This window comes from Nonomuraea polychroma, from assembly GCF_004011505.1.
GTDB lineage: Bacteria > Actinomycetota > Actinomycetes > Streptosporangiales > Streptosporangiaceae > Nonomuraea > Nonomuraea polychroma.
In genome coordinates, this window is the sequence record NZ_SAUN01000001.1 from 7,482,032 (window position 1) to 7,501,232 (window position 19,201).

A 19,201-nucleotide genomic window follows, 5' to 3' on the forward strand; every position below is an offset into this window, starting at 1 on the left:
TAGTCGTCGCATGCGTGCCGCCGCCGTCCTGCTCGTTCTCCTCGCGCTCGCCGGGTGCGGCGGCACCGTGCAGGTGGAGCCGCCCGTGCCGCAGGGCCCGGCGGTGGCCGCCTGCGACAAGCTGGCGACGCTGTTGCCCCAGACGCTCGACGGGGCGCCGCGCGGCACGTCCACGCCCGAGTCGCCGTACGTGGCCGTCTGGGGCGACGGCGTCATCGCGCTGCGCTGCGGCGTGCCCCGGCCGGCCAGGATGGCGCCGACCGACCAGCTGCAGGAGATCAACGGCGTCGGCTGGTTCCCCGACCCCGAGAAGCCCGCGCTGTTCACCGCCGTGACCGACGCCGCCTACGTGGAGGTCACGGTCGGCGGCGAGCACACCGCCGCCGAGGTCCTCGCCGACCTGTCGAAGCCGGTCGGCCAGATCTCACCGCAGACCCGCTGACCGGTTCAGCGCGAGCTGGATGAGCCGGTCCACCAGCGCCGGGTACGGCAGACCCGTCGCGGCCCACAGCTGCGGCGCCACCGACAGCGACGTGAACCCCGGCATCGTGTTGATCTCGTTGAAGATCAGCTTGCCCTCGGGGGTGTAGAAGAAGTCCACCCGCGCGAGCCCTTCGCAGTCGAGCGCCTCGAACGCCCGCACGGCCATGGCCCGCAACTCCTCGGCCGTCTCCGCCGGGATGTCGGCGGGCACGGTCAGCGACATCTGGTCGGGGTAGTACTTCGCCTCGAAGTCGAAGAACTCCTGCCCGCCCTCGATCTTCACCTCGCCGGGCAACGACGCCGCGGCCGGCTCGTCGCCGAACGACTCCAGCACCGCGCACTCGATCTCGCGCCCCTCGATCGCGGCCTCGATGAGCACCTTGGGGTCGTGCTGCCTGGCGAACTCGACGGCCTCCTCCAGCTCCCCCCGGTCGTGCGCCTTGGAGATGCCCTGCGAGGACCCGGCCCTGGCGGGCTTGACGAACACCGGCCAGCCCAGCTCCTCCGCCTCCTTGATCACGAGCTCGCGGTTGAGCCGCCAGTCCCGGTCACGCACGACCACGTAGCGGCCGGTCGGCAGCCCCGCGGCGGCCATCACGGTCTTCATGTGGGCCTTGTCCATGCCGACCGCGCTGGCCAGCACACCGGAGCCGACGTAGCGGACCCCGGCCATCTCCAGCAACCCCTGGATGGTGCCGTCCTCGGCGAACGGCCCGTGCATTATGGGGAACACCACGTCGACCGAGCCGAGCTCCACGGGAATGCTGCCCGGGTCGTACGCCACCAGCGAAGAGCCGCCGGACGGCAGCGCCAGCGCCGCGCCCGTGCTGTCGACGACCGGCAACTCCCCGCCCTCGATGGCGAACCGCTGGTCGGACGTGGCCAGCACCCACCTGCCGTCCTGGGCGATCCCGATCGGGATCACCTCGTATTTGCTCCTGTCGATCGCATCCAGGACACTGCCCGCGCCCATCAGGGACACGGCATGCTCGGAATTGCGACCTCCGAAAACGACGGCGACGCGTGGCTTGCTCATGGTGTCCGAATCTACCGGGGTGTCCCCAGGACAGCGAGCCGAGCACGCCGCAAGCGCAAGTCAGACGCCATATCGCTCCGGCTTGGGCGATCGTGACATGAGCAGCATCCCCGCCTCGGCCGGGGACATGCCGTCGTGCACGACGCCGACGACGACCTCGGTGATCGGCATCTCCACGTCGTGTTTCCTGGCCAGCGCCAGCACCGACTCGCACGACTTGACGCCCTCGGCGGTCTGCTTGGTGGCGGCGATCACCTCCGCCAGCGTCATGCCGCGGCCCAGGTTCTCGCCGAACGTGCGGTTGCGCGACAGCGGCGACGTGCACGTGGCGACCAGGTCGCCCATCCCGGCGAGGCCCGAGAACGTGTGCGGGTCGGCCCCCAGCGCGGCGCCCAGGCGGGAGATCTCGGCCAGTCCTCGGGTGATGAGCATGGCGCTGACGTTGTCGCCCATGCCCATGCCGGCGGAGACGCCCACGGCCAGCGCGATGACGTTCTTCACCGCGCCGCCGAGCTCGACGCCGACCACGTCGGGGTTGGTGTAAGGGCGGAACCACGGCGGCAGGTGGCAGATCGCCTGCAGCCGCTCGGCCACGGACAGGTCCGTGCAGGCCACGACCGTCGCGGCGGGCTGGCGCTGGGCGATCTCCTTGGCGAGGTTGGGACCCGAGATCACCGCGACCCGCTCCTCCGGCACCTCGGCGACCTCGCGGATCACCTCGCTCATCCGCTTGGTCGTGCCCAGCTCGATGCCCTTCATCAGGCTGACCAGGACCGCGCCCGGCGGGATGTGCTCACGCCAGCGGGCCAGGTTGGGCCGCAGCTGCTGCGAGGGCACGGCCAGCACCACGAACTCCGCCCCGTCCAGCGCCCGCGCCGGATCGGTGGTGGCCCGCAACGACTCGGGCAGGGGGATGCCGGGCAGGTAGTCGGGATTCATGTGAGTACGGTCGATCGCCTCGACCAGTTCCTGCCTGCGCCCCCACAGCGTGACCTCGTTACCGGCCTCCGCCAGGATCATGGCGAACGTGGTGCCCCACGAGCCCGTGCCGAACACGGCCACCTTTGTCATGCCATCACCGCCCGGCCGGATCATACGGGGTCTCGGGGCCCTTCTCGCCACGCAACTCCGCCAGCTGCTGGGTGATCGCCGCCATGATGTCGGCCGTGGCCTCGCGCAGCACGCTGGCGTGCAGCGGCTGACCTGCGTACTTCGACAGGTCCACCGGCGGGCCCACCGACACGTGGAACGTCTTGCGCGGGAACAACCTCGGCTTCTTCTCCCCGTACGGCAGCAGCTCCTGCGCCCCCCAGTGGGCCACCGGGATGACCGGGGCGCCGCTCTCCAACGCCAGCCGGGCCGCGCCCGTCTTGCCCACCATGGGCCACAGGTTGGGGTCTCGGGTGCAGGTGCCCTCGGGGTAGAACAGGATCGCGCACCCGTCCTCGAGCCGCTGGGCCGACGCATGGAGCGATCTGGCGGCCTCGCTGCTGCCGCGATCGACCGGGATGGCCAGCAGCGCCGTCACGGCCTTGCCCAGGAACGGCACCTTGAACAGGGCCGACTTGGCGAGGATGACCGGCCAGCGCCCGTTGTTGTAGAGGAAGTGGGACAGCAGGACCGGGTCCGTCCAGGAGAGGTGGTTCGTCGCGATGATCACGCCACCGGTGCGGGGGATGCGCTCGCCGTGCCGCCAGTCCTTCTTGACCAGGAGCCGGGACAGCGGCTTCACGACGATCACTGCCAGGGTTTCCCAGAAACGCGACGGTCGCGTGGGGCGGCTCATGATCTCCTCCTCGGGTATGCGCCCCAAGTGTCCCGGTTCGCCGCAAGGGATGTCGAGGCGCGATGCTTAAGCGTATGAGCATCCGCTGGTCGCTTGTGATCCCGGTGAAAACCCTGGTCGCGGCGAAGACTCGGCTGGCCGCGGCGACGGGGCCGCATCGCACCAAGTTCGCCGTGGCCGTGGCCGGCGACACCGTGGCGGCGGCGCTGGCCTGCCCGCCGGTGGCGCGGGTGATTGTGGTGACGGCCGATCCCGCCGCGGCCGGGCCGCTGGCGGCTCTGGGCGCCGACGTGGTGCCCGATCCCGATCGCGGCCTGAACACCGCGCTGCGCACGGGCGCCGCCCACGCCGTGCGCGTGGCGCCCGGCGACGCGGTGGGCGCGCTCCAGGCGGACCTGCCCGCCCTGCGACCGGCCGAGCTGGCGGTGGCGCTGTCGGCGGCGGCCGAGTTCGACCAGTCCTTCGTGCCGGACGCGCTCGACGTGGGCACGACGTTCTACGGGGTACGTCCCGGCGTGGCGTTCACGCCGAGGTTCGGCGGGGAGTCGCGGGCCAAGCACCTGGCCGGCGGGGCGAAGGAGTTGTGCGTGCCGGGCATCGACTCGGTCAGGCGTGACGTGGACACTCCAGACGACCTGCGCGCGGCCGTCGCGCTCGGGCTGGGGCCGCGCACGGCGGCGGTGGTCGCCGAATTGTGGCCGGCCGCGGAGCGTTGATCCTCGCGTGCTCGCCGGGCGGCGTCGAACCCTTTAGGCTGGACCGCGTGCAGGCGACGGTACGCAGCTTCGACGAGGCCACTCGATCGGGCACGGTCTTCCTGGACGACGGGACCGTGCTGGAGTTCGGCACGTCCGCCTTCGACGCCGGCCCGCTGCGGCTGCTGCGCTCGGGCCAGCGGGTGAACCTCGCGATGTCCGGCGACGAGATCACCTACATCACGCTCTCGACCTTCCCGGTCCCGAGCTCCTAGCGCCTCGCCTGACGTCGTTTCGGCGCGGATCCCTCAGGAGGAGCGGGCCGGAGGCGGTGCCGGAAAATGCGGACGCCCGGACCGTGGGGTCCGGGCGTGACGGTCCGCTGGATTACTTCTTCTTACCGACTTTCTTCCCGCCCGCGTTCACCAGTTCCTTGAAATCGGACCCGGGCCGGAACTTGGGCGCCCAGCTCTCCGCGACATTGATTTCCGCTCCGGTGGACGGGTTCCTGGCCGTGCGGGCGGGCTTGTGCACCATCTCGAACGCGCCGAAGCCCGTGATCGAGACCTTGTCGCCGCTCGCCACGGCCTTCTGGACGGCGTCGATGACCGCGTTCACGGCCTCGGTGGCCGTCTTCCTGTCGCCCACCCGATCCGCGATGGCCTCGACGAGTTCTCGCTTGTTCATGAAAGTCCTGCTCCCCCAGTTACGGCTCGGGGTTCCAGCTCACGAGTTCAACGTAGAAACCCCTTACGCGCTTGAAAGTAGGCGGGATCGCGGGGGAACTCAATCACCTAGCGTGTTTTCGTCATTGCGTGGCGTGTCGAGCATGCTCAGGAAGGCCTCGAGCCGGGCGGACGCTCTTTCCGGATCACGCTTGGCCAGATCGCAGATGGCGAGGTAGCGGCGGGCCAGCCGTTCCTTCTCGCTGGCGGGCAGCATGCGGACGCGGCGGTGCGCTTCGCGCAACCGCCGCGCCAGTTCGTCGTCTTCTAGACGGTCGTCGGCAGCCATGGCTGCCGACCATTCTCGTACGCCGCGACATCGTCGGCGTGACGCAGGGTCAGCCCGATGTCGTCGAGGCCCTCCATGAGCCGCCAGCGGGTGTAGTCGTCGATCTCGAAGGGCACGACCTCGTCCGCCCAGCGCACCTGGCGTTCGGCCAGGTCGACGGTGATCTCCAGCTTGGGGTCCGCCTCGACGGCCGACTGCAGGGCCTCGACCTTGTCGCCGGGCAGGACGACCGGCAGCAGGCCCATCTTGGTGGAGTTGTTGCGGAAGATGTCGCCGAAGCGGGCGGCGATCACGACGCGGAAGCCGTACTGCTGCAGCGCCCAGACCGCGTGCTCGCGGGAGGAGCCGGTGCCGAAGTCGGGGCCGGAGACGAGGATCGTGCCGCCCTCGTAGGAGGGGTCGTTCAGGACGAACGTGGGGTCCTCGCGCCAGGCCGCGAACAGGCCCTTCTCGAAGCCGGTGCGGCTGACCTGCTTGAGCCAGACGGCCGGGATGATCTGGTCGGTGTCGACGTTGCTGCGGCGCAGCGGCACCGCCGTACCGGTGTGGGTGGTGAAAGCGTCCATGTCCCGAATCTCCTAGAGGTCGGCGGGGGCGGTGAGGCGGCCGGTGACAGCGGTCGCGGCGGCGACCTGCGGCGACACCAGGTGGGTACGGCCACCCTTGCCCTGGCGGCCCTCGAAGTTGCGGTTGGAGGTGGAGGCGCTGCGCTCACCGGGCTTGAGCGTGTCGGGGTTCATGCCCAGGCACATCGAGCAGCCGGCCTCGCGCCACTCGGCGCCCGCGGCCTTGAACACCTCGTGCAGGCCTTCCTCCTCGGCCTGCTTCTTGACCATCATCGAGCCGGGCACGATCAGCGTGCGGGTCTTGACCTGGCGGCCGCGCAGGATCTCGGCGGCCGAGCGCAGGTCCTCGATGCGGCCGTTGGTGCACGAGCCGACGAACACCGTGTCGACCTCGATCTGGCGCAGCGGCGTGCCGGCGGTCAGGCCCATGTACTCCAGAGCCCGCTCGGCGGCCGAGCGCTCGACCGGGTCGGTGAAGGACTCGGGGTTCGGGACGGACTCGCCCAGCGGCAGGCCCTGGCCCGGGTTGGTGCCCCACGTGACGAACGGGGTCAGCGTCGAGGCGTCGATCTCCACGACCTTGTCGAACACGGCGTCGTCGTCGGTGCGCAGCGTCTTCCAGTATTCGACGGCCTGGTCCCACGCCTCGCCCTCGGGCGCGTGCGGGCGGCCTTTGAGGTAGGCGAACGTGGTCTCGTCCGGCGCGATCATCCCGGCCCGGGCGCCGGCCTCGATCGACATGTTGCAGACCGTCATGCGGCCCTCCATGGAGAGCTTGCGCACGGCCTCGCCGCGGTACTCGACGATGTAGCCCTGCCCGCCGCCGGTGCCGATCTTGGCGATGATGGCGAGGATCAGGTCCTTGGCGGTGACGCCGACAGGCAGCTCGCCGGAGACCTCGATGGCCATCGTCTTGGGCCGGTAGGCGGGCAGCGTCTGCGTGGCGAGCACGTGCTCGACCTCGGAGGTCCCGATGCCGAACGCGATGCCGCCGAACGCGCCGTGGGTCGAGGTGTGAGAGTCGCCACACACGATGGTCATGCCCGGCTGGGTCAGGCCGAACTGCGGGCCGATGATGTGCACCACGCCCTGACCGGCGTCGCCCATCGGATGGAGCCTGATGCCGAACTCGGCGGCGTTCTTCCGCAGCGTCTCGACCTGGGTCTTGGACACGGGGTCGGAGATCGGGCCGAGCACGGTCGGCACGTTGTGGTCCTCGGTGGCGATGGTGAGATCGGGCCTTCGCACCTTCCGGCCGGCGAGACGGAGCCCGTCGAACGCCTGCGGACTGGTCACCTCGTGAATGAGGTGCAGGTCGATGTAGAGCAGGTCAGGTTCGCCCTCGGCACGCCGGACGACGTGTTGCTCCCAGACCTTCTCGGCCAGTGTGCGGCCCATGATCTCTCCTCCTTGAGAACTTCCCTCCGACTTGCTTTCTCATATGTCGAGACTGCAGTATCGGTGTATGGACAACTCTAGCGGAGTCGGAGTACTCGACAAGGCGGTTCTTGTACTCAATGCCCTCGAAGCGGGGCCCGCTTCACTGGCGCAGCTCGTCCAGGCCACCGGCCTGGCCCGTCCCACCGCCCACCGGCTGGCCGTCGCACTTGAGCACCACCGCATTGTGAGTCGTGACACACAGGGCCGATTCGTGCTCGGCCCGCGGCTGTCGGAGTTGTCCACCGCGGCCGGCGAGGACCGGCTGCTGGCGGTGGCCGCACCCGTGCTGATGCAGTTGAGGGACCTGACCGGGGAGAGCGCGCAACTTTACCGCCGCCAGGGCGATGAGCGGGTCTGCGTGGCGGCCGCGGAGCGGGCCAGCGGCCTGCGTGACACGGTTCCCGTGGGCTCGGCGCTGCCCATGACCGCCGGCTCGGCGGCGCAGATTCTGCTGGCGTGGGAGGAGCCCGACCGGTTGCACCGCGGCCTGCGCGGCGCCAAGTTCACCGCCGCCACGCTGGCTTCCGTACGCCGCCGCGGGTGGGCCCACAGCGTCGGTGAGCGCGAGCAGGGTGTGGCCAGCGTCTCCGCGCCGATAAGGGGCAGCGGCGGGAAGGTGATCGCCGCGGTTTCCGTCTCCGGCCCCATCGAACGACTGACGCGGGCCCCTGGACGGCTGCACGCGGTGCCCGTCATGGCGGCCGCCGAACGCATCACGGAGGCGATGCGCCGCACGTCATGATCAGCAAAAGCAGGTATTTAGGGAGCCGACAGCCTCGAGAGCGCACTAGCCTGAGTGCGTGACAGATCGCATCGAGGTAGCCGCCACTGAGCTGCGACCCCTGCTCGAAGAGTTCATCATGTGGGCGCGGGCCAACGCGCCCGACAGCGATCCCGAGCTCGTCGGGCCGGCCGCACTGTGGCACCGTCTCGCCTTCTCGCAGGATCTCGGCACGTGGAAGCGTGCCGACCTGCGCAACCTGCTGCTCGACCGCATGCCCAAGGTCGTGGAGGATCCCGACGCCGCCGCGGACGGGATGCTCCCGGCCGTGGACGCGTACCTGACGTTCCTCTCCCAGACCGGCAGGCTGACCAAGCGCTCGGACTCCCTCGCCGATCTGCAGGCCGAGCTCGACGACGTCGAAGACGAGTTCGTCGATCTCATGGATGAGCTGATCGAGGACGCCGAGGGCGACGACGAGGAAGAGGAGACCGGCGACCTCGGCGACTTCGAGGTGTTCGCCGACGAGCTGGCCGAGCTCGCCACGATCAGGCTGCGGCCCGACTCGGAGCTGGCCGCGGCCGCCCGCCAGGCGCCGCTGATCGCCAAGGCCCGCGACCTGGCCGTGTGGGTCGGGCCGGGGCGCCGGGTCGGCGAGGACACGCTGCTCAGCGACGCCGAGGTGGAGGAGGCGCTGACGGTCGTCGGGCTGCCCAGGCCGGAGACCGACGGCCCGATCTCCGAGGCCGTCCCACAGCTGTGGAACATCTGGAACCTCGCCGTCGACCTGGAGTTCCTGGAGCCGGGCGAGGGCAACACGGTCGGGGTGCAGGACGACACCTCGGAGTGGCCGTTCGACGACGACGAGGACGTCCTCGACGCGTGGATGCTCGGGCTGCACTCGGTCGACTACGGCGACCCGGAGCTCGATGACGAGGACCTCACCATGGCCCTGGCGGGCCTGACCCGCGGCGTGCTGGTCAGGCTGCTGCTGGCGGGCGGCTCGCGCGACATCGACGAGCTGGCGCAGGAGCTGTCCGAGGCGGCCGCCGACCTGGACGAGGAGCTGGGCGCCGACGCATGGGAGGCGGCGGGCGACCCGCTGGCGCCCGCGATCGACTGGCTGGTGGGTTACGGCATGGTCGAGGTCCAGGGCCGGACGCTCAGCCTCACGCCGCTCGGCACCGAAGGGGTCGTCCACCTGGTGGACGACGCCGACATCGAGGTGGACGCGCGGCCCTCGATCGAGTCCATGAGCGCCCACGAGCTGCTCGCGCTCAGCGCGGAGCTGCCCGAGGACGAGGCCGACGCGGAGTTCGCCGCCTGGATGCGGCTGCGCGAGCCGGGCAAGGCGGCCGAGGAGCTGCTCGAAGCCGCCGCGGAGGACGAGAACGACGCGCTGATCAGGGTGCAGGCGGCCAGCGTGGTCGGCACGCTGGGCCAGGACGCGATCCCGGCCTGGCAGGCGGCGCTCAAGCAGCCCTCGCTGCGGCCCTACGCGGCCACCCATCTGAGCCAGCTGGAGGTCGAGGGGGCGCCGGAGCCGACGCAGGACGACACGCACTGGCTGATCCTGGACATGTGGACGATCTCGGCCGGGCTGGGACGGTCGGAGTTCGTGAGCAGCCTGCAGGACATCGGGCCGGACATGGTCAACGACCTGCTGGACGTGATCTGGAAGATCCCGCACGGGCATGTGGAGGAGCTGCTGGAGCTGATCTCACAGGTGCACCCGGACAAGCAGGTGGCGAAGACGGCCCGGCGGGCGTTGTACAAGGCCCGATCCCTGACGTCTGCTGAGTGAACGGAGCGCTCGCCCGTTGTGCCCGCACCTGGTGCCGGCACAACGGACGAGTCGCGAACCCAACGCGTCAATCCTGGGTCGTTGACTCCAGGCCGCGGCGCCTGAGCAGCGGCTCGATGCTGGGCTCGCGCCCCCTGAAGTTGCGGAAGGCCGTCAGCGGATCAAGGCTCCCGCCGCGAGAGAGCAGCTCACGGCGGAAGTGGTCGCCGTTCGCCCTGGTCAGGCCGCCGTTCTCCTTGAACCACTCCACGCTCTCCGCGTCCAGCACCTCACTCCAGATGTAGGAGTAGTAGCCGGCGGCATAGCCGCCGGCGAAGATGTGCGCGAAGTAGTTGGTCCGATAGCGCGGCCTGACCTGCGGCACGGCGATCTGGGCCGCCTCCAGCGCCGCCGCCTCGAACGCCTCGGCGTCGGCCACCGTCTCGCCCGGGGCCAGCTTGTGCCAGGCCCAGTCGAGCAACGTGGCGGCCAGGTATTCGACGGTCTTGAAGCCCTGGTTGAACTTCTCGGCAGCCTGCAGCTTCTCCACCAGCTCGGCCGGCATCGGCTCGCCCGTCTCGTGGTGCCTGGCGTAGTTGGCCAGCACCTCCGGCCAGGTCACCCACATCTCGTTGACCTGCGACGGGTACTCGACGAAGTCCCGCGGCACTCTGGTGCCGGAGACGCGGGGGAAGCGCACCCCCGAGAACAGCCCGTGCAACGCGTGCCCGAACTCGTGGAAGGCCGTGTTCACCTCGTCGTACGTCAGCAACGTCGGCCCGGAGAGCGGCTTGGTGACGTTGAGGTTGTTCATCACCACAGGCCGCAGCCCGAACAGGAAGGACTGGTCGACCAGGTTGTTCATCCACGCCCCGCCGCGCTTGGTCGACCTGGCGTACGGGTCCAGCAGGAACAAACCCAGCCGGCTCCCGTCCTCCTCGAACACCTCGAACACCGTCACGTCCGGGTGATATCCATGCAGATCGGGCCGTTCGGTGAAGGTGATCCCGTACAGCTCGGTCGCGGCGAAGAAGATCCCGTCCCGGTAGACGCGGTTGAGCTCGAAGTACGGCCGCATCGTGTCGGCGTCGAAGTCGTAGCGCGCCTCGCGCACCTTCTCGGAGTAGTAGGGCCAGTCCCACGGCTCGATGTCGAACCCGGCCTGCTCCGTCAGCTCCTCGGCCTCCCGCTTGGCGTTACGCACCGCCGGCCCGACGAGCTGGCCGAGCATCTCCTCGACCGCCTCCACGGTCTTGGCCGTCTGGTCGGCCACCGAGTACGCCGCATGGCTGGGGAACCCGAGCAGCACCGCCCGCTCGGCCCGCAACGCCGCCATCCTGGTGGCGAGCTCGAAGTTGCCCGGCGCCCGCCCGACGCTCAGCTCGTAAAGCCTGCGGCGCACGTCCCGGTTGGTCAGCGAGGCCAGGCCTGGCTGGGCGGTGAAGTTGAGCAGCGGGAGGACGTACGTGCCGTCGTCCTTACGCAGCGACTCGATCCTGGCCTCGTCGAACCCGTCGAGTTCCTTGGGGTCATCGACCACCAGCGCCGACTCCGTCGACGCCTTCAGCAGGCTCTGCGCGAACTCGGTCGAGAGCGTCGACAGCTCCTCGTTGAGCTCGCGCAGGCGGTCCTGCTCCGACTCGGAAAGGTCGGCGCCGGCCCTGATGAAGTCGTCGCGATACTTCTCCAGCAGCCAGGCCTCCTCCGGGTCCTCCGTGGTCACCTGCTTGATGCGGGCCCACAGCGGCCGGTTGAGGTGGATCGCGTCGGCGTGCCTGGTCAGCTCCGGCGAGATCTCCTTCTCGATCTCCATGATCCCGTCGCTGGTGTTGGAGGCGGCGATGCTGAAGAACACCGTGGCCGTGCGGTCGAGGATCCTCCCCGACCGCTCGAGCGCGGCGATCGTGTTGTCGAAGGCCGGCGGCTCTGTGCTGCCTGCGATCGCGTCGACCTCGGCCAGCTGCTCGGCCATGCCGCGCCGGAACGCCGGTAGATAGTGCTCCTCACGGATGTCGGCGAAAGGCGGCAACTCGTACGGCAGGGTGCTAGGGGCGAAGAACGGATTCTCGGCCAACGCTCGGGCTCCTCCACGTGGTGTTTTGTCCCCCTCAGCTTGGCACGCCAGGACCGGTCCCGCGCGCGGCCGAAGACCCGTCGGCGAATCGTTTTGGTCTTACCCGCCTAGCTGGGCTATTCTTTCGGACGTCGCCCAAGCGCGTCCCTAGGGGTTCGCAACGGTGGGGTATGGTGTAATTGGCAGCACGACTGATTCTGGTTCAGTTAGTCTAGGTTCGAGTCCTGGTACCCCAGCAGGGAAACGGATGTCTCATATGAGACGTCCGTTTTTTATTGTGCGAGCCCATCGAGGATATCGGTGATCTTCCGATAGGCCTTGGGCGTCGGCGCATGTGACGCGTCCACCGTGAAGACCTTGAACCGGTTGCCCGGCGTCGCCGCGTCCGCCTCCTTGATCATCCGGTCCTGGAGCGCGATCGGGATCACCCGGTCCTTGCTGTGCCTGATGTACACCCTGGGCACCCGCCCCCAGGCGCTCTTGCGGCCCCGCGCGTCGGCGCTCGATACCTGGAGGCTCTCGTCCGGCAGAGACGAGTTGAGCATGGCCAGGAACTCGCCGTCGGTTCCCTCGGCCATGAACGCCGCCTTGGCCGCGTCCAGGAAATTCCTGTCGTTCGTCCGCCAGTTGATACGGACCGCCTTCAGCACGCGCGGGTCGCCGACGACGCCGGGCAGAATCGCGCCCCCCAAGGTGGTCCTCCCCTCCGGCGTCTCCAGATACTCCGCCGGTGAGCGCAGATTCGTACAGCAGTACGCCGAGACGTACACCAGCCGGTCGAGCAGGTCGGGCACCTCGTCGGCCACCTTGGTGATCGTCGAGCCGCCCAGGCTGCCGCCCACCAGGATGACCGGGCCGTACCGGGATACCCGGCGCACGACGTCCACCGTGGCCTCCACGTAGTCGTCCAGCGTCACGCCCGCCATGGGCGAGGGGATCGTGGCCAGCTTCTCCAGGTCCTGCGGCGCCTGATAGGCGTGGTGGAACTGCTCCTCGGGGCCGTGCCCCGGCAGGTTCACCCCCACGGTCCGGTGGCCGCGCAGCGTCAGCTCGTTGTCGCCGGTGGCCACACCGTTCGAACCTGTGACGAAGACGTACGTGGTCACGTCCTTCCGTCTGGCGACGGCCGGGACGGCGGCGGCCGCGCCCGCGCCGGCGGTCAGCTGGAACATGGTTCTCCGTGTCACATCGCTCATGAGGAGATGTTCGCCCAGCTCAGCCGCGGTCCACATCGCCCATGCGGCGCGACGTGCGGTGGATGCCACGTATCCACCGATCGGTGGATACGTGCGAGTCTGGACCTCATGAGCCGCCTCGACGGCCGCGAGCGCTGGGCATATCTGGGACTCGCCTACATGCTGCTGGCGGCCTCCGCGATCGCGGCCGCCTTCATGGACGGGGGCGGCCGGTCCGCACTGAGCCGCCTGGCCGAGCCGATCGCCGCCTGGCTGGCAGGCCTGGGCGATCCCGCGGCGACCGGACCGGGTGATCCCGGGGCGGGCGGGTCCTCCGCCGGGGTCGTGGTCCTGCCGCCGTGGCCCGCTCTCGCCATTGTCGCCGCCGTCTGGCTCGCGCCCATCGCCTGGCTCCACCCGCGGCGCGAAGCCCGCCGCGGGCTCGTCGTGGCCCACTACCTCGTCCTCATCCTCCTCGCCGGCGCGCTGGCGGCCACGAACCCCGCCTTCGTCGTGTTCGCCTCGACCGGCTACCCGCTCGCCATCGCCCTGCTCCCCGCCCGGCTGGTCATGGCCGGGGTGACCCTCACCGCCGTCGTCACCGTGGCGGCCCAGGCGGGCCCCGGGGACCACACCACCTTGCTCACCGTGATCGCCGGCGTCGCCGTGCCGCTCGTCCTGGCCGGCTGGTACGTCTCCGCCGAGCACGACAAGCGCCGCCGCCTCGTCGAGCGACTGCGTGCGTCCATGGCCGAGAACGCCGACCTGCACGCCAGGCTGCTCGACCAGGCCAGGCGGGCGGGCGTACTCGATGAGCGGCACCGCCTGGCCGGCGAGATCCACGACACGGTGGCGCAGGACCTCGTCGCCCTCATCGGGCAGATCGACGCCGCCGGCCGCGCCACCCAGGACACGGCCCGCAGCCGCCACCTCGACCAGGCGGCGCACCTGGCCCGCCGCGGCCTGGCCGAGGCACGCAGGTCCGTTCAGGCCCTCCGCCCCGAGCCGCTGGAGCACGCGCGGCTGCCGGATGCGCTCGAACGCATGGCCGCATCCTGGTCGCGGGTGTCCGGTGTGCACCTCGCCTTCGAGGTCACCGGCACACCCGTCGCCCTGTCCCCCGACGTGGAGACGACGCTGTTCCGCGTCGCCCAGGAGGCACTCGCGAACGTCGCCAAGCACGCCAGGGCCTCCAGAACGGCCCTCACCCTCTCGTACACCGACGAACTCCTCCTTCTCGACATCAGAGACGACGGCGCCGGCTTCGACCCGCAGAAGCCAGCTGACGGCTTCGGCCTCGACGGAATGCGGCAACGCGTCCGCGGCGCCGGGGGCACCGTGGAGATCGAGTCCGAGCCCGGCCACGGCACGGCAATCGCCGCCGCCGTCCCCGCCATCCCCGCGGCAGAACCGGTCAGCATGATCAGTGAGACCATGGCCTCCGGGAAGGAGAACGGATGACGGTGCGGCTGCTGATCGCCGACGACCACCCGATCGTGCGCGACGGCCTGCGCGCGGCCCTCGGGAGCCGGCCCGGCCTCGAGATCGTCGGCGAGGCGGCCGACGGGGAGCAGGCCGTGCGCCTTTCCGCCGAGCTCCGGCCGGATGTCGTCCTCATGGACCTGCGCATGCCGGGCATGGACGGGGTTGCCGCCATCCGCCGGCTCCACGGCACCGGCCCGCGCGTGCTGGTGCTGACCACGTTCGACACCGACGTCCTGCCCGCGCTGGAGGCGGGGGCCAGCGGCTACCTGCTCAAGGACGCCCCGCCGGAAGAGCTGGAGCGCGCGGTGCTGGCCACCCACCGGGGCGAGACCGTGCTGGCGCCCGCCGCGGCCGGCCGCCTGGCCGCGCAGGTGCGCAAGCCCTCCAGGGGCACGCTGAGCGCCCGCGAGCTGGAGGTGCTGCGCCTGGTGGCCGGGGGCGCGACCAACAAGGAGGCGGCGGCCCGGCTGTTCATCAGCGAGGCCAGCGTCAAGACCCACCTGCTGCACGTCTACGCCAAGCTCGACGTGCGCGACCGCGCCGCCGCCGTGAGCGAGGCCTACCGCCGGGGACTGCTCACCGCACATGGCTGAGTTCCGGGGCCCCCACTGGCAAAGCGGACCGGCGGGAGGACTGGATCCGCCGCCACAGACCGGATCTGGTGGCCGGATAAGCGGTTTGGTTGTGGTCTGCGGGGTGCGGTAGAGTTACCTGCGTCGCCGGGGGAGACCCCGGCACATAGCTTGTGGACAGGGTCCCGTCGTCTAGTGGCCCAGGACGCCGCCCTCTCAAGGCGGTAGCGCCGGTTCGAATCCGGTCGGGACTACCACTTGTCACAAGCCCCCCAGAAGGTCCCGTCGTCTAGTGGCCCAGGACGCCGCCCTCTCAAGGCGGTAGCGCCGGTTCGAATCCGGTCGGGACTACGTCTGCATCACCGCTCCGGCGCCTATGGCCCGGAGCGTTTTGTTTTTCCGCCGGGCCTGAACGCCGCGGCGTGCACGGCGGCCCACTGCGCGAACGTCCGCGGCGGCCGCCCCGTGGGCGTTCGCCATGAGCCCGGTCGGCTGGGCGTAGGTCCACGCGAGATCGCTCGCCGTCACGGCGGGCTCCAGCGTGCCCTGCGACCAGCCGCTGAGCAACGTCACCCGGCACACACCGGCCTCCGCCGATCAGTTCGACGATCTACTGGCCGCAGGGCAGAGGCGCCTGGCCGGGCCCGCCGACGTCGATGAGGTGCACGCCCTCGACAGCCGTCGCGGCAGATTACGTTCCTGAATTGAGGCGCGTCAGGGCGGCGCGCAGCCGCTCCATGGTCTGCCCGCGACCGAGCACCTCGATCGACTCGAACAGCGGCAGACCCACCGTGCGGCCGGTGACCGCCACGCGCACCGGCGCCTGGGCCTTGCCGAGCTTGAGCCCGTGGGCGGCGCCAACCTCCTCCAGAGCCTCCTTGAGGGACTCGGGATCCCAGCTCACCGCCTCCAGCCGCTCGAGGTAGCCCGTGATGATCTCCACCGGGGAGTTCTTCATCGCCTTGTCCCACGACGCCTGGTCGAACACCGGCTCCTCGAGGAAGAGGAAGTCGACGTTCTGCCGGATCTCCGACAACACCGCGATGCGGGTCTGGGCCAGCGCGGCGACCTTGCTGAACAGCTCGCGGTCCCAGGACGGGCCGAGGAAGGGCGCGCAGCGCTCCTCGAACGTCTCCAGCGGCAGCGCCCGGATGTACTCGCCGTTGAACGCGCGCAGCTTCTTCTCGTCGAAGAACGCGCTGGCGGCGTTGACGTCCTCCAGCCGGAACAGCGGCACCATCTCCGACCACGGCATGATCTCGCGGTCCTCGCCGGGGCCCCAGCCGAGCAACATCAGGTAGTTGACCATGGCCTCGGCCAGGTAACCCTCCGCGCGGTAGTCCTCCAGCGCCACCTTGTCGCGGCGCTTGGACAACTTCTTGCGCTGCTCATTGACGATCACCGGCAGGTGCGCCCAGACCGGCGGCGTCGCGCCCAGCGCGGGCCAGAGCAGCATCTGCTTGGCCGCGTTGCCGAGGTGCTCCTCGCCACGGACGACGTGGGTGATGTTCTGGGTGATGTCGTCGACCGCGTTGGCCAGCACGTAGAGCGGCGAGCCGTCGGAGCGGGCGATGACGAAGTCCTCCTGCGCCTCATTGGGGAACTCCACGTTGCCGCGGACCAGGTCCTCCACCACCGTCACGCCCTCATCGGGGGTGCGGAAGCGCGCCGCCCCCTCGGTCAAGCCGCGATCGCGGCAGTAACCGTCGTAGCCCTTGTGCTCGGAGCCGGTGCGGGCGACGAGCGCGTCTCGCGTGCAGTCGCAGTAGTAAGCCCGGCCGTCGGCCAGCAGCTTCGCCACCGCCTCACGGTGCTGCGGCTCGTACGCCGACTGGAAGTAGGGGCCCTCGAACACCGGGTTGGAGCCGTTGATGCCGATCCAGTCGAGAGCGGAGATGATGCCCTCGGTCCACTCCGGGCGGTTGCGCGACGCGTCGGTGTCCTCGATGCGCAGCACGAAGCGGCCGCCGGACTGCTCGGCCAGCGCCCAGTTGAACAGCGCCGTACGGGCGCCGCCGACGTGGAACATGCCGGTTGGGGACGGGGCGAAACGCACCCGTAGATCAGTCACGGGAGACCACCTTGTTCGTGAGTGTGCCGATGCCTTCGATGCCGACGCTGACCTCGTCACCGATCTGGAGCGGGCCGACGCCTGCCGGGGTGCCGGTCAGGATGACGTCGCCGGGGATCAGCGTCATGACCGCGCTGACGTAGGCCACCAGCGCGGGGATGTCGTGGATGAGCTGGCTGGTGCGGCCGCTCTGGCGCACCTCGCCGTTGACCGTGGTCGTCAGCGCCAGGTCGCTCGCGTCCACGTCGGTCTGGATCCACGGCCCGAGCGGGCAGAACGTGTCGAACCCCTTGGCCCGGGTGAACTGCACGTCCTTCTTCTGCAGGTCGCGGGCGGTGACGTCATTGGCACAGGTGTAGCCGAAGATCACGTCCTTGACCCGCTCGACCGGAACCTCGCGGCAGAGCCTGCCGATCACCACGGCCAGCTCGCCCTCGAAGTCGACGCGGTCGGACAGCGACGTGGGATAGGCGATGTTCTCGCCGTGGCCGATCACCGAGGTGGACGGCTTCATGAAAATGAGCGGCTCGTCGGGCACCTCGTTGCCCATCTCGCGCGCGTGCTCGGCGTAGTTTCTGCCGATGGCGATCACCTTGCTCGGCAACATCGGGGCCAGCAGCTTCACCTGGCTGAGCGGGAACCGATCACCGGTGAACTGCACCTGGCTGAAGGGGTGGCCGGCGATCGTGGACACGACCTCCTCGCCCGGGCCGCCTTCGACCACGCCGAACGTCACTCCGTCGCCTGTGGAGAACCTCGCAATACGCACCCGACAAGGCTATCGCCGCCGCCACAGGGGTCCGCCCATCGCGACATCCGTGAAGTCATGAACCGTCCATTAATGCGGCTGAAGTCTGTGTTGCAGCGCATTACCCGCGTTGCTGCGGTTAGCTGTGGCGGCATGAACAACGTCCAGTGGACGCCGATGGCCGGCATGGCCGTCGGCATCGTTCTCGGGGTGGTCGGCGCGTTCGGCGGCTTCGGCGCGTTCCTGCTGGTGCTCGCGCTCGGCGTGGTCGGCTTCCTGGCCGGGCGGATCGCCGAGACCGGCGAGGTGAACGTGTTGGGCCTGTCTCTCAGGCGCAAGTGACCCGCGTTACCCTGATGGTTTGCGGCACCTGCCGGTGGTCGAGGACGGTGCGTGTCCTCAGCTGCGCCGTATGAGAGGGGTTCCCGTTGTCCGTGGTGAAGATCAACGTGCTCACCGTTCCCGCCGACATGCGGGAGGAGCTCGAAAAGCGTTTCTCCAACCGGGCCGGGATGGTGGAGTCGGCCGACGGGTTCGAGTGGTTCGAGCTGCTCAGGCCCGTCGAGGGGACAGAGCAGTACCTCGTCTATACGCGCTGGCGCAGCGAAGAGGACTTCCAGAAGTGGCAGTCGAGCCAGGCGTTCGCCCGAGGGCACGCACAGGCGGCCGCGTCCGCCGCCCAGGGCCAGGGCCAGCGCCAGGGCCAGCGCCAGGGCCACGGGCACGGGCACGGGCACGGGCAGGGCCCCGCGGCGACGGGCTCCGAGGTGTGGACCTTCGAAGTCGCCGAGACCGCGGGACCCAAGGAGTAGAGCTCTACGCGTCCAGCGGGTTGCGCGCGATGCGGTCGAGGATGCCGCCCGCCACGAACCGGCCGGCGAAGCTCTCGGGCTTGCGCGCGCCCTGCTCGGAGATGCACACGGCGAACTCCTTGGCGATCGCCAGCCGCGGATGACGCTCCAGCACCTCCCGCCGCACCTCTGCGGGGATCTCCTCGGTACGGCGGCCGGAGATGTCCATGCCCGTGGACAGCTCCAGCAGATGCCCCTCGGGGTCCTCCGCCACCGGCACCTCGTCCCACATGTGCCGGACGATCACCTCGGCCGCGCGTGACCTGCGCTCCGGCGACCACCCGGCCCCGGCGGCGAAGGCCCAGGCCACGTGCCCGCCCGCCTCCTCGTACGGCACCGTATGGCTGTCGAACTCGGCGACCAGTCCGATGTCGTGCAGCATGGCCGACACGTAGAGCAGCTCGGCGTCGAACGCGATGCCGTTGACCTGCGCGTACGCGGCCGCCCACAGGTAGGCGCGGATCGAGTGGTTGAGCAGCGACGGCGAGTGGTAGCGGCCGGCCAGTTCGAGCGCGCCGCGGCAGGCGGGGGTGTCCGGGATCACGAGGTCGTCGAGTTTCACGAACACCAGCATGCCAGTGGAGCATCGCACGGTTAACGAATCGGGCACTTGACTTGACCACTTGATCGTGATTCGGACAGCATGTTCCGCCGCTCTTATTTGCTCGGGAGCTCCGCTCCCTTATCCATCTTTTTGTCCC

Annotated in this window: 22 protein-coding genes and 3 tRNA genes; 12 read left to right on the plus strand and 13 right to left on the minus strand. The window is 69.8% G+C overall.

The window, feature by feature from the left end:
* Positions 1-10: 10 nt before the first annotated feature.
* Complete coding sequence (locus EDD27_RS34105; RefSeq protein WP_127936045.1) at positions 11-442, plus strand: DUF3515 family protein; 432 nt, start codon at positions 11-13, stop codon at positions 440-442.
* Here the strand turns inward: EDD27_RS34105 and EDD27_RS34110 are convergent.
* From EDD27_RS34110 to EDD27_RS34120, 3 genes are read right to left on the minus strand one after another with little or no spacing between them, the layout of a single operon-like run.
* On the minus strand, positions 425-1,519 hold the full coding sequence (locus EDD27_RS34110) for a D-alanine--D-alanine ligase family protein (protein WP_127936046.1): 1,095 nt from the start codon (positions 1,517-1,519) through the stop codon (positions 425-427). The two genes, EDD27_RS34105 and EDD27_RS34110, sit on opposite strands and share 18 nt — an antisense overlap.
* 60 nt (positions 1,520-1,579) lie before the next feature.
* A complete protein-coding gene (locus EDD27_RS34115; RefSeq protein WP_127936047.1) occupies positions 1,580-2,590 on the minus strand; it encodes an NAD(P)H-dependent glycerol-3-phosphate dehydrogenase in 1,011 nt (336 codons plus the stop codon).
* A gap of 4 nt (positions 2,591-2,594) precedes the next feature.
* On the minus strand, positions 2,595-3,305 hold the full coding sequence (locus tag EDD27_RS34120) for a lysophospholipid acyltransferase family protein (protein ID WP_127936048.1): 711 nt from the start codon (positions 3,303-3,305) through the stop codon (positions 2,595-2,597).
* 74 nt (positions 3,306-3,379) lie between these two features.
* Between EDD27_RS34120 and cofC the strand changes: the two genes are divergently transcribed.
* Positions 3,380-4,021 (plus strand): 2-phospho-L-lactate guanylyltransferase, encoded by a 642-nt coding sequence (gene cofC / locus EDD27_RS34125; protein WP_127936049.1) that lies wholly within the window; start codon positions 3,380-3,382, stop codon positions 4,019-4,021.
* Between the two features lie 47 nt (positions 4,022-4,068).
* Positions 4,069-4,275, plus strand: a complete 207-nt coding sequence (locus EDD27_RS34130; protein ID WP_127936050.1) for a hypothetical protein — start codon at positions 4,069-4,071, stop codon at positions 4,273-4,275.
* Between the two features lie 112 nt (positions 4,276-4,387).
* On the opposite strand, the gene EDD27_RS34135 is transcribed toward EDD27_RS34130, so the two are convergent.
* From EDD27_RS34135 to leuC, 4 genes are all read right to left on the minus strand, one after another.
* Positions 4,388-4,687 carry an HU family DNA-binding protein gene (locus EDD27_RS34135; protein ID WP_127936051.1) on the minus strand — a complete coding sequence of 100 codons (300 nt, stop codon included), beginning with the start codon at positions 4,685-4,687 and terminating at the stop codon, positions 4,388-4,390.
* Positions 4,688-4,786: 99 nt separating this feature from the next.
* Positions 4,787-5,014: an SCO5555 family protein gene (locus EDD27_RS34140; RefSeq protein ID WP_127936052.1), complete on the minus strand. Its 228-nt coding sequence runs from the start codon at positions 5,012-5,014 to the stop codon at positions 4,787-4,789.
* Positions 4,993-5,580, minus strand: coding sequence for a 3-isopropylmalate dehydratase small subunit (gene leuD / locus EDD27_RS34145; RefSeq protein WP_127936053.1), 588 nt, complete (start codon positions 5,578-5,580; stop codon positions 4,993-4,995). The genes EDD27_RS34140 and leuD overlap by 22 nt, the downstream gene beginning before the upstream one ends.
* Before the next feature lie 12 nt (positions 5,581-5,592).
* Positions 5,593-6,978 (minus strand): 3-isopropylmalate dehydratase large subunit, encoded by a 1,386-nt coding sequence (gene leuC / locus EDD27_RS34150; protein WP_127936054.1) that lies wholly within the window; start codon positions 6,976-6,978, stop codon positions 5,593-5,595.
* 67 nt (positions 6,979-7,045) lie between these two features.
* Here leuC and EDD27_RS34155 point away from each other — a divergent pair, with 67 nt between their 5' ends.
* Together EDD27_RS34155 and EDD27_RS34160 are read left to right on the plus strand one after the other, a co-directional pair.
* On the plus strand, positions 7,046-7,762 hold the full coding sequence (locus tag EDD27_RS34155) for an IclR family transcriptional regulator (RefSeq protein WP_043618626.1): 717 nt from the start codon (positions 7,046-7,048) through the stop codon (positions 7,760-7,762).
* 58 nt (positions 7,763-7,820) lie between these two features.
* Positions 7,821-9,545, plus strand: a complete 1,725-nt coding sequence (locus EDD27_RS34160) for a hypothetical protein (protein WP_127936055.1) — start codon at positions 7,821-7,823, stop codon at positions 9,543-9,545.
* Positions 9,546-9,612: 67 nt separating this feature from the next.
* Here the strand turns inward: EDD27_RS34160 and EDD27_RS34165 are convergent, their stop codons facing one another.
* A complete protein-coding gene (locus tag EDD27_RS34165; RefSeq protein WP_127936056.1) occupies positions 9,613-11,598 on the minus strand; it encodes a M3 family metallopeptidase in 1,986 nt (661 codons plus the stop codon).
* Positions 11,599-11,762: 164 nt separating this feature from the next.
* On the opposite strand from EDD27_RS34165, the gene EDD27_RS34170 reads away from it, so the two are divergent.
* A tRNA-Gln gene (locus tag EDD27_RS34170) sits at positions 11,763-11,834 on the plus strand.
* Positions 11,835-11,870: 36 nt separating this feature from the next.
* Here the strand turns inward: EDD27_RS34170 and EDD27_RS34175 are convergent.
* Positions 11,871-12,794 carry an alpha/beta hydrolase gene (locus EDD27_RS34175; RefSeq protein ID WP_241564408.1) on the minus strand — a complete coding sequence of 308 codons (924 nt, stop codon included), beginning with the start codon at positions 12,792-12,794 and terminating at the stop codon, positions 11,871-11,873.
* 108 nt (positions 12,795-12,902) lie between these two features.
* On the opposite strand from EDD27_RS34175, the gene EDD27_RS34180 reads away from it, so the two are divergent.
* The 4 genes from EDD27_RS34180 (at position 12,903) to EDD27_RS34195 (ending at position 15,181) form a co-directional block, all read left to right on the plus strand.
* Positions 12,903-14,234, plus strand: a complete 1,332-nt coding sequence (locus EDD27_RS34180; RefSeq protein WP_164903911.1) for a sensor histidine kinase — start codon at positions 12,903-12,905, stop codon at positions 14,232-14,234.
* Positions 14,231-14,851 (plus strand): response regulator transcription factor, encoded by a 621-nt coding sequence (locus EDD27_RS34185; RefSeq protein WP_127936058.1) that lies wholly within the window; start codon positions 14,231-14,233, stop codon positions 14,849-14,851. The genes EDD27_RS34180 and EDD27_RS34185 overlap by 4 nt, the downstream gene beginning before the upstream one ends.
* Positions 14,852-15,011: 160 nt before the next feature.
* Positions 15,012-15,087 (plus strand) — tRNA-Glu (locus EDD27_RS34190).
* 21 nt (positions 15,088-15,108) lie between these two features.
* A tRNA-Glu gene (locus EDD27_RS34195) sits at positions 15,109-15,181 on the plus strand.
* Here the strand turns inward: EDD27_RS34195 and EDD27_RS54735 are convergent.
* The 3 genes from EDD27_RS54735 to EDD27_RS34205 all read right to left on the minus strand — a co-directional run bounded on the left by EDD27_RS54735 (position 15,179) and on the right by EDD27_RS34205 (position 17,670).
* The gene (locus EDD27_RS54735) at positions 15,179-15,403 is read right to left on the minus strand and encodes a hypothetical protein (RefSeq protein ID WP_164903912.1); all 225 of its coding nucleotides are present in this window, start codon (positions 15,401-15,403) and stop codon (positions 15,179-15,181) included. The two genes, EDD27_RS34195 and EDD27_RS54735, sit on opposite strands and share 3 nt — an antisense overlap.
* A 118-nt stretch (positions 15,404-15,521) precedes the next feature.
* The gene (gene gltX, locus EDD27_RS34200; RefSeq protein ID WP_127936059.1) at positions 15,522-16,901 is read right to left on the minus strand and encodes a glutamate--tRNA ligase; all 1,380 of its coding nucleotides are present in this window, start codon (positions 16,899-16,901) and stop codon (positions 15,522-15,524) included.
* A complete protein-coding gene (locus EDD27_RS34205; RefSeq protein ID WP_127936060.1) occupies positions 16,894-17,670 on the minus strand; it encodes a fumarylacetoacetate hydrolase family protein in 777 nt (258 codons plus the stop codon). The genes gltX and EDD27_RS34205 overlap by 8 nt, the downstream gene beginning before the upstream one ends.
* Before the next feature lie 132 nt (positions 17,671-17,802).
* Between EDD27_RS34205 and EDD27_RS34210 the strand changes: the two genes are divergently transcribed.
* Together EDD27_RS34210 and EDD27_RS34215 are read left to right on the plus strand one after the other, a co-directional pair.
* Complete coding sequence (locus EDD27_RS34210) at positions 17,803-17,991, plus strand: hypothetical protein (RefSeq protein WP_127936061.1); 189 nt, start codon at positions 17,803-17,805, stop codon at positions 17,989-17,991.
* A gap of 86 nt (positions 17,992-18,077) precedes the next feature.
* The gene (locus EDD27_RS34215) at positions 18,078-18,461 is read left to right on the plus strand and encodes an antibiotic biosynthesis monooxygenase family protein (protein ID WP_127936062.1); all 384 of its coding nucleotides are present in this window, start codon (positions 18,078-18,080) and stop codon (positions 18,459-18,461) included.
* Positions 18,462-18,465: 4 nt separating this feature from the next.
* On the opposite strand, the gene EDD27_RS34220 is transcribed toward EDD27_RS34215, so the two are convergent.
* Positions 18,466-19,074, minus strand: a complete 609-nt coding sequence (locus EDD27_RS34220) for an HD domain-containing protein (protein ID WP_241564409.1) — start codon at positions 19,072-19,074, stop codon at positions 18,466-18,468.
* Positions 19,075-19,201 lie beyond the last annotated feature (127 nt).

Coding starts and splice junctions, on each gene's coding strand:
- EDD27_RS34105 (WP_127936045.1), top strand. CDS start 11: ATGCGTGCCGCCGCCGTCCTGCTCGTTCTCCTCGCGCTCGCCGGGTGC.
- EDD27_RS34110 (WP_127936046.1), bottom strand. CDS start 1,519: ATGAGCAAGCCACGCGTCGCCGTCGTTTTCGGAGGTCGCAATTCCGAG.
- EDD27_RS34115 (WP_127936047.1), bottom strand. CDS start 2,590: ATGACAAAGGTGGCCGTGTTCGGCACGGGCTCGTGGGGCACCACGTTC.
- EDD27_RS34120 (WP_127936048.1), bottom strand. CDS start 3,305: ATGAGCCGCCCCACGCGACCGTCGCGTTTCTGGGAAACCCTGGCAGTG.
- cofC (WP_127936049.1), top strand. CDS start 3,380: ATGAGCATCCGCTGGTCGCTTGTGATCCCGGTGAAAACCCTGGTCGCG.
- EDD27_RS34135 (WP_127936051.1), bottom strand. CDS start 4,687: ATGAACAAGCGAGAACTCGTCGAGGCCATCGCGGATCGGGTGGGCGAC.
- EDD27_RS34140 (WP_127936052.1), bottom strand. CDS start 5,014: ATGGCTGCCGACGACCGTCTAGAAGACGACGAACTGGCGCGGCGGTTG.
- leuD (WP_127936053.1), bottom strand. CDS start 5,580: ATGGACGCTTTCACCACCCACACCGGTACGGCGGTGCCGCTGCGCCGC.
- leuC (WP_127936054.1), bottom strand. CDS start 6,978: ATGGGCCGCACACTGGCCGAGAAGGTCTGGGAGCAACACGTCGTCCGG.
- EDD27_RS34155 (WP_043618626.1), top strand. CDS start 7,046: ATGGACAACTCTAGCGGAGTCGGAGTACTCGACAAGGCGGTTCTTGTA.
- EDD27_RS34175 (WP_241564408.1), bottom strand. CDS start 12,794: ATGAGCGATGTGACACGGAGAACCATGTTCCAGCTGACCGCCGGCGCG.
- EDD27_RS34180 (WP_164903911.1), top strand. CDS start 12,903: ATGAGCCGCCTCGACGGCCGCGAGCGCTGGGCATATCTGGGACTCGCC.
- EDD27_RS34185 (WP_127936058.1), top strand. CDS start 14,231: ATGACGGTGCGGCTGCTGATCGCCGACGACCACCCGATCGTGCGCGAC.
- EDD27_RS34210 (WP_127936061.1), top strand. CDS start 17,803: ATGAACAACGTCCAGTGGACGCCGATGGCCGGCATGGCCGTCGGCATC.
- EDD27_RS34220 (WP_241564409.1), bottom strand. CDS start 19,074: ATGCTGGTGTTCGTGAAACTCGACGACCTCGTGATCCCGGACACCCCC.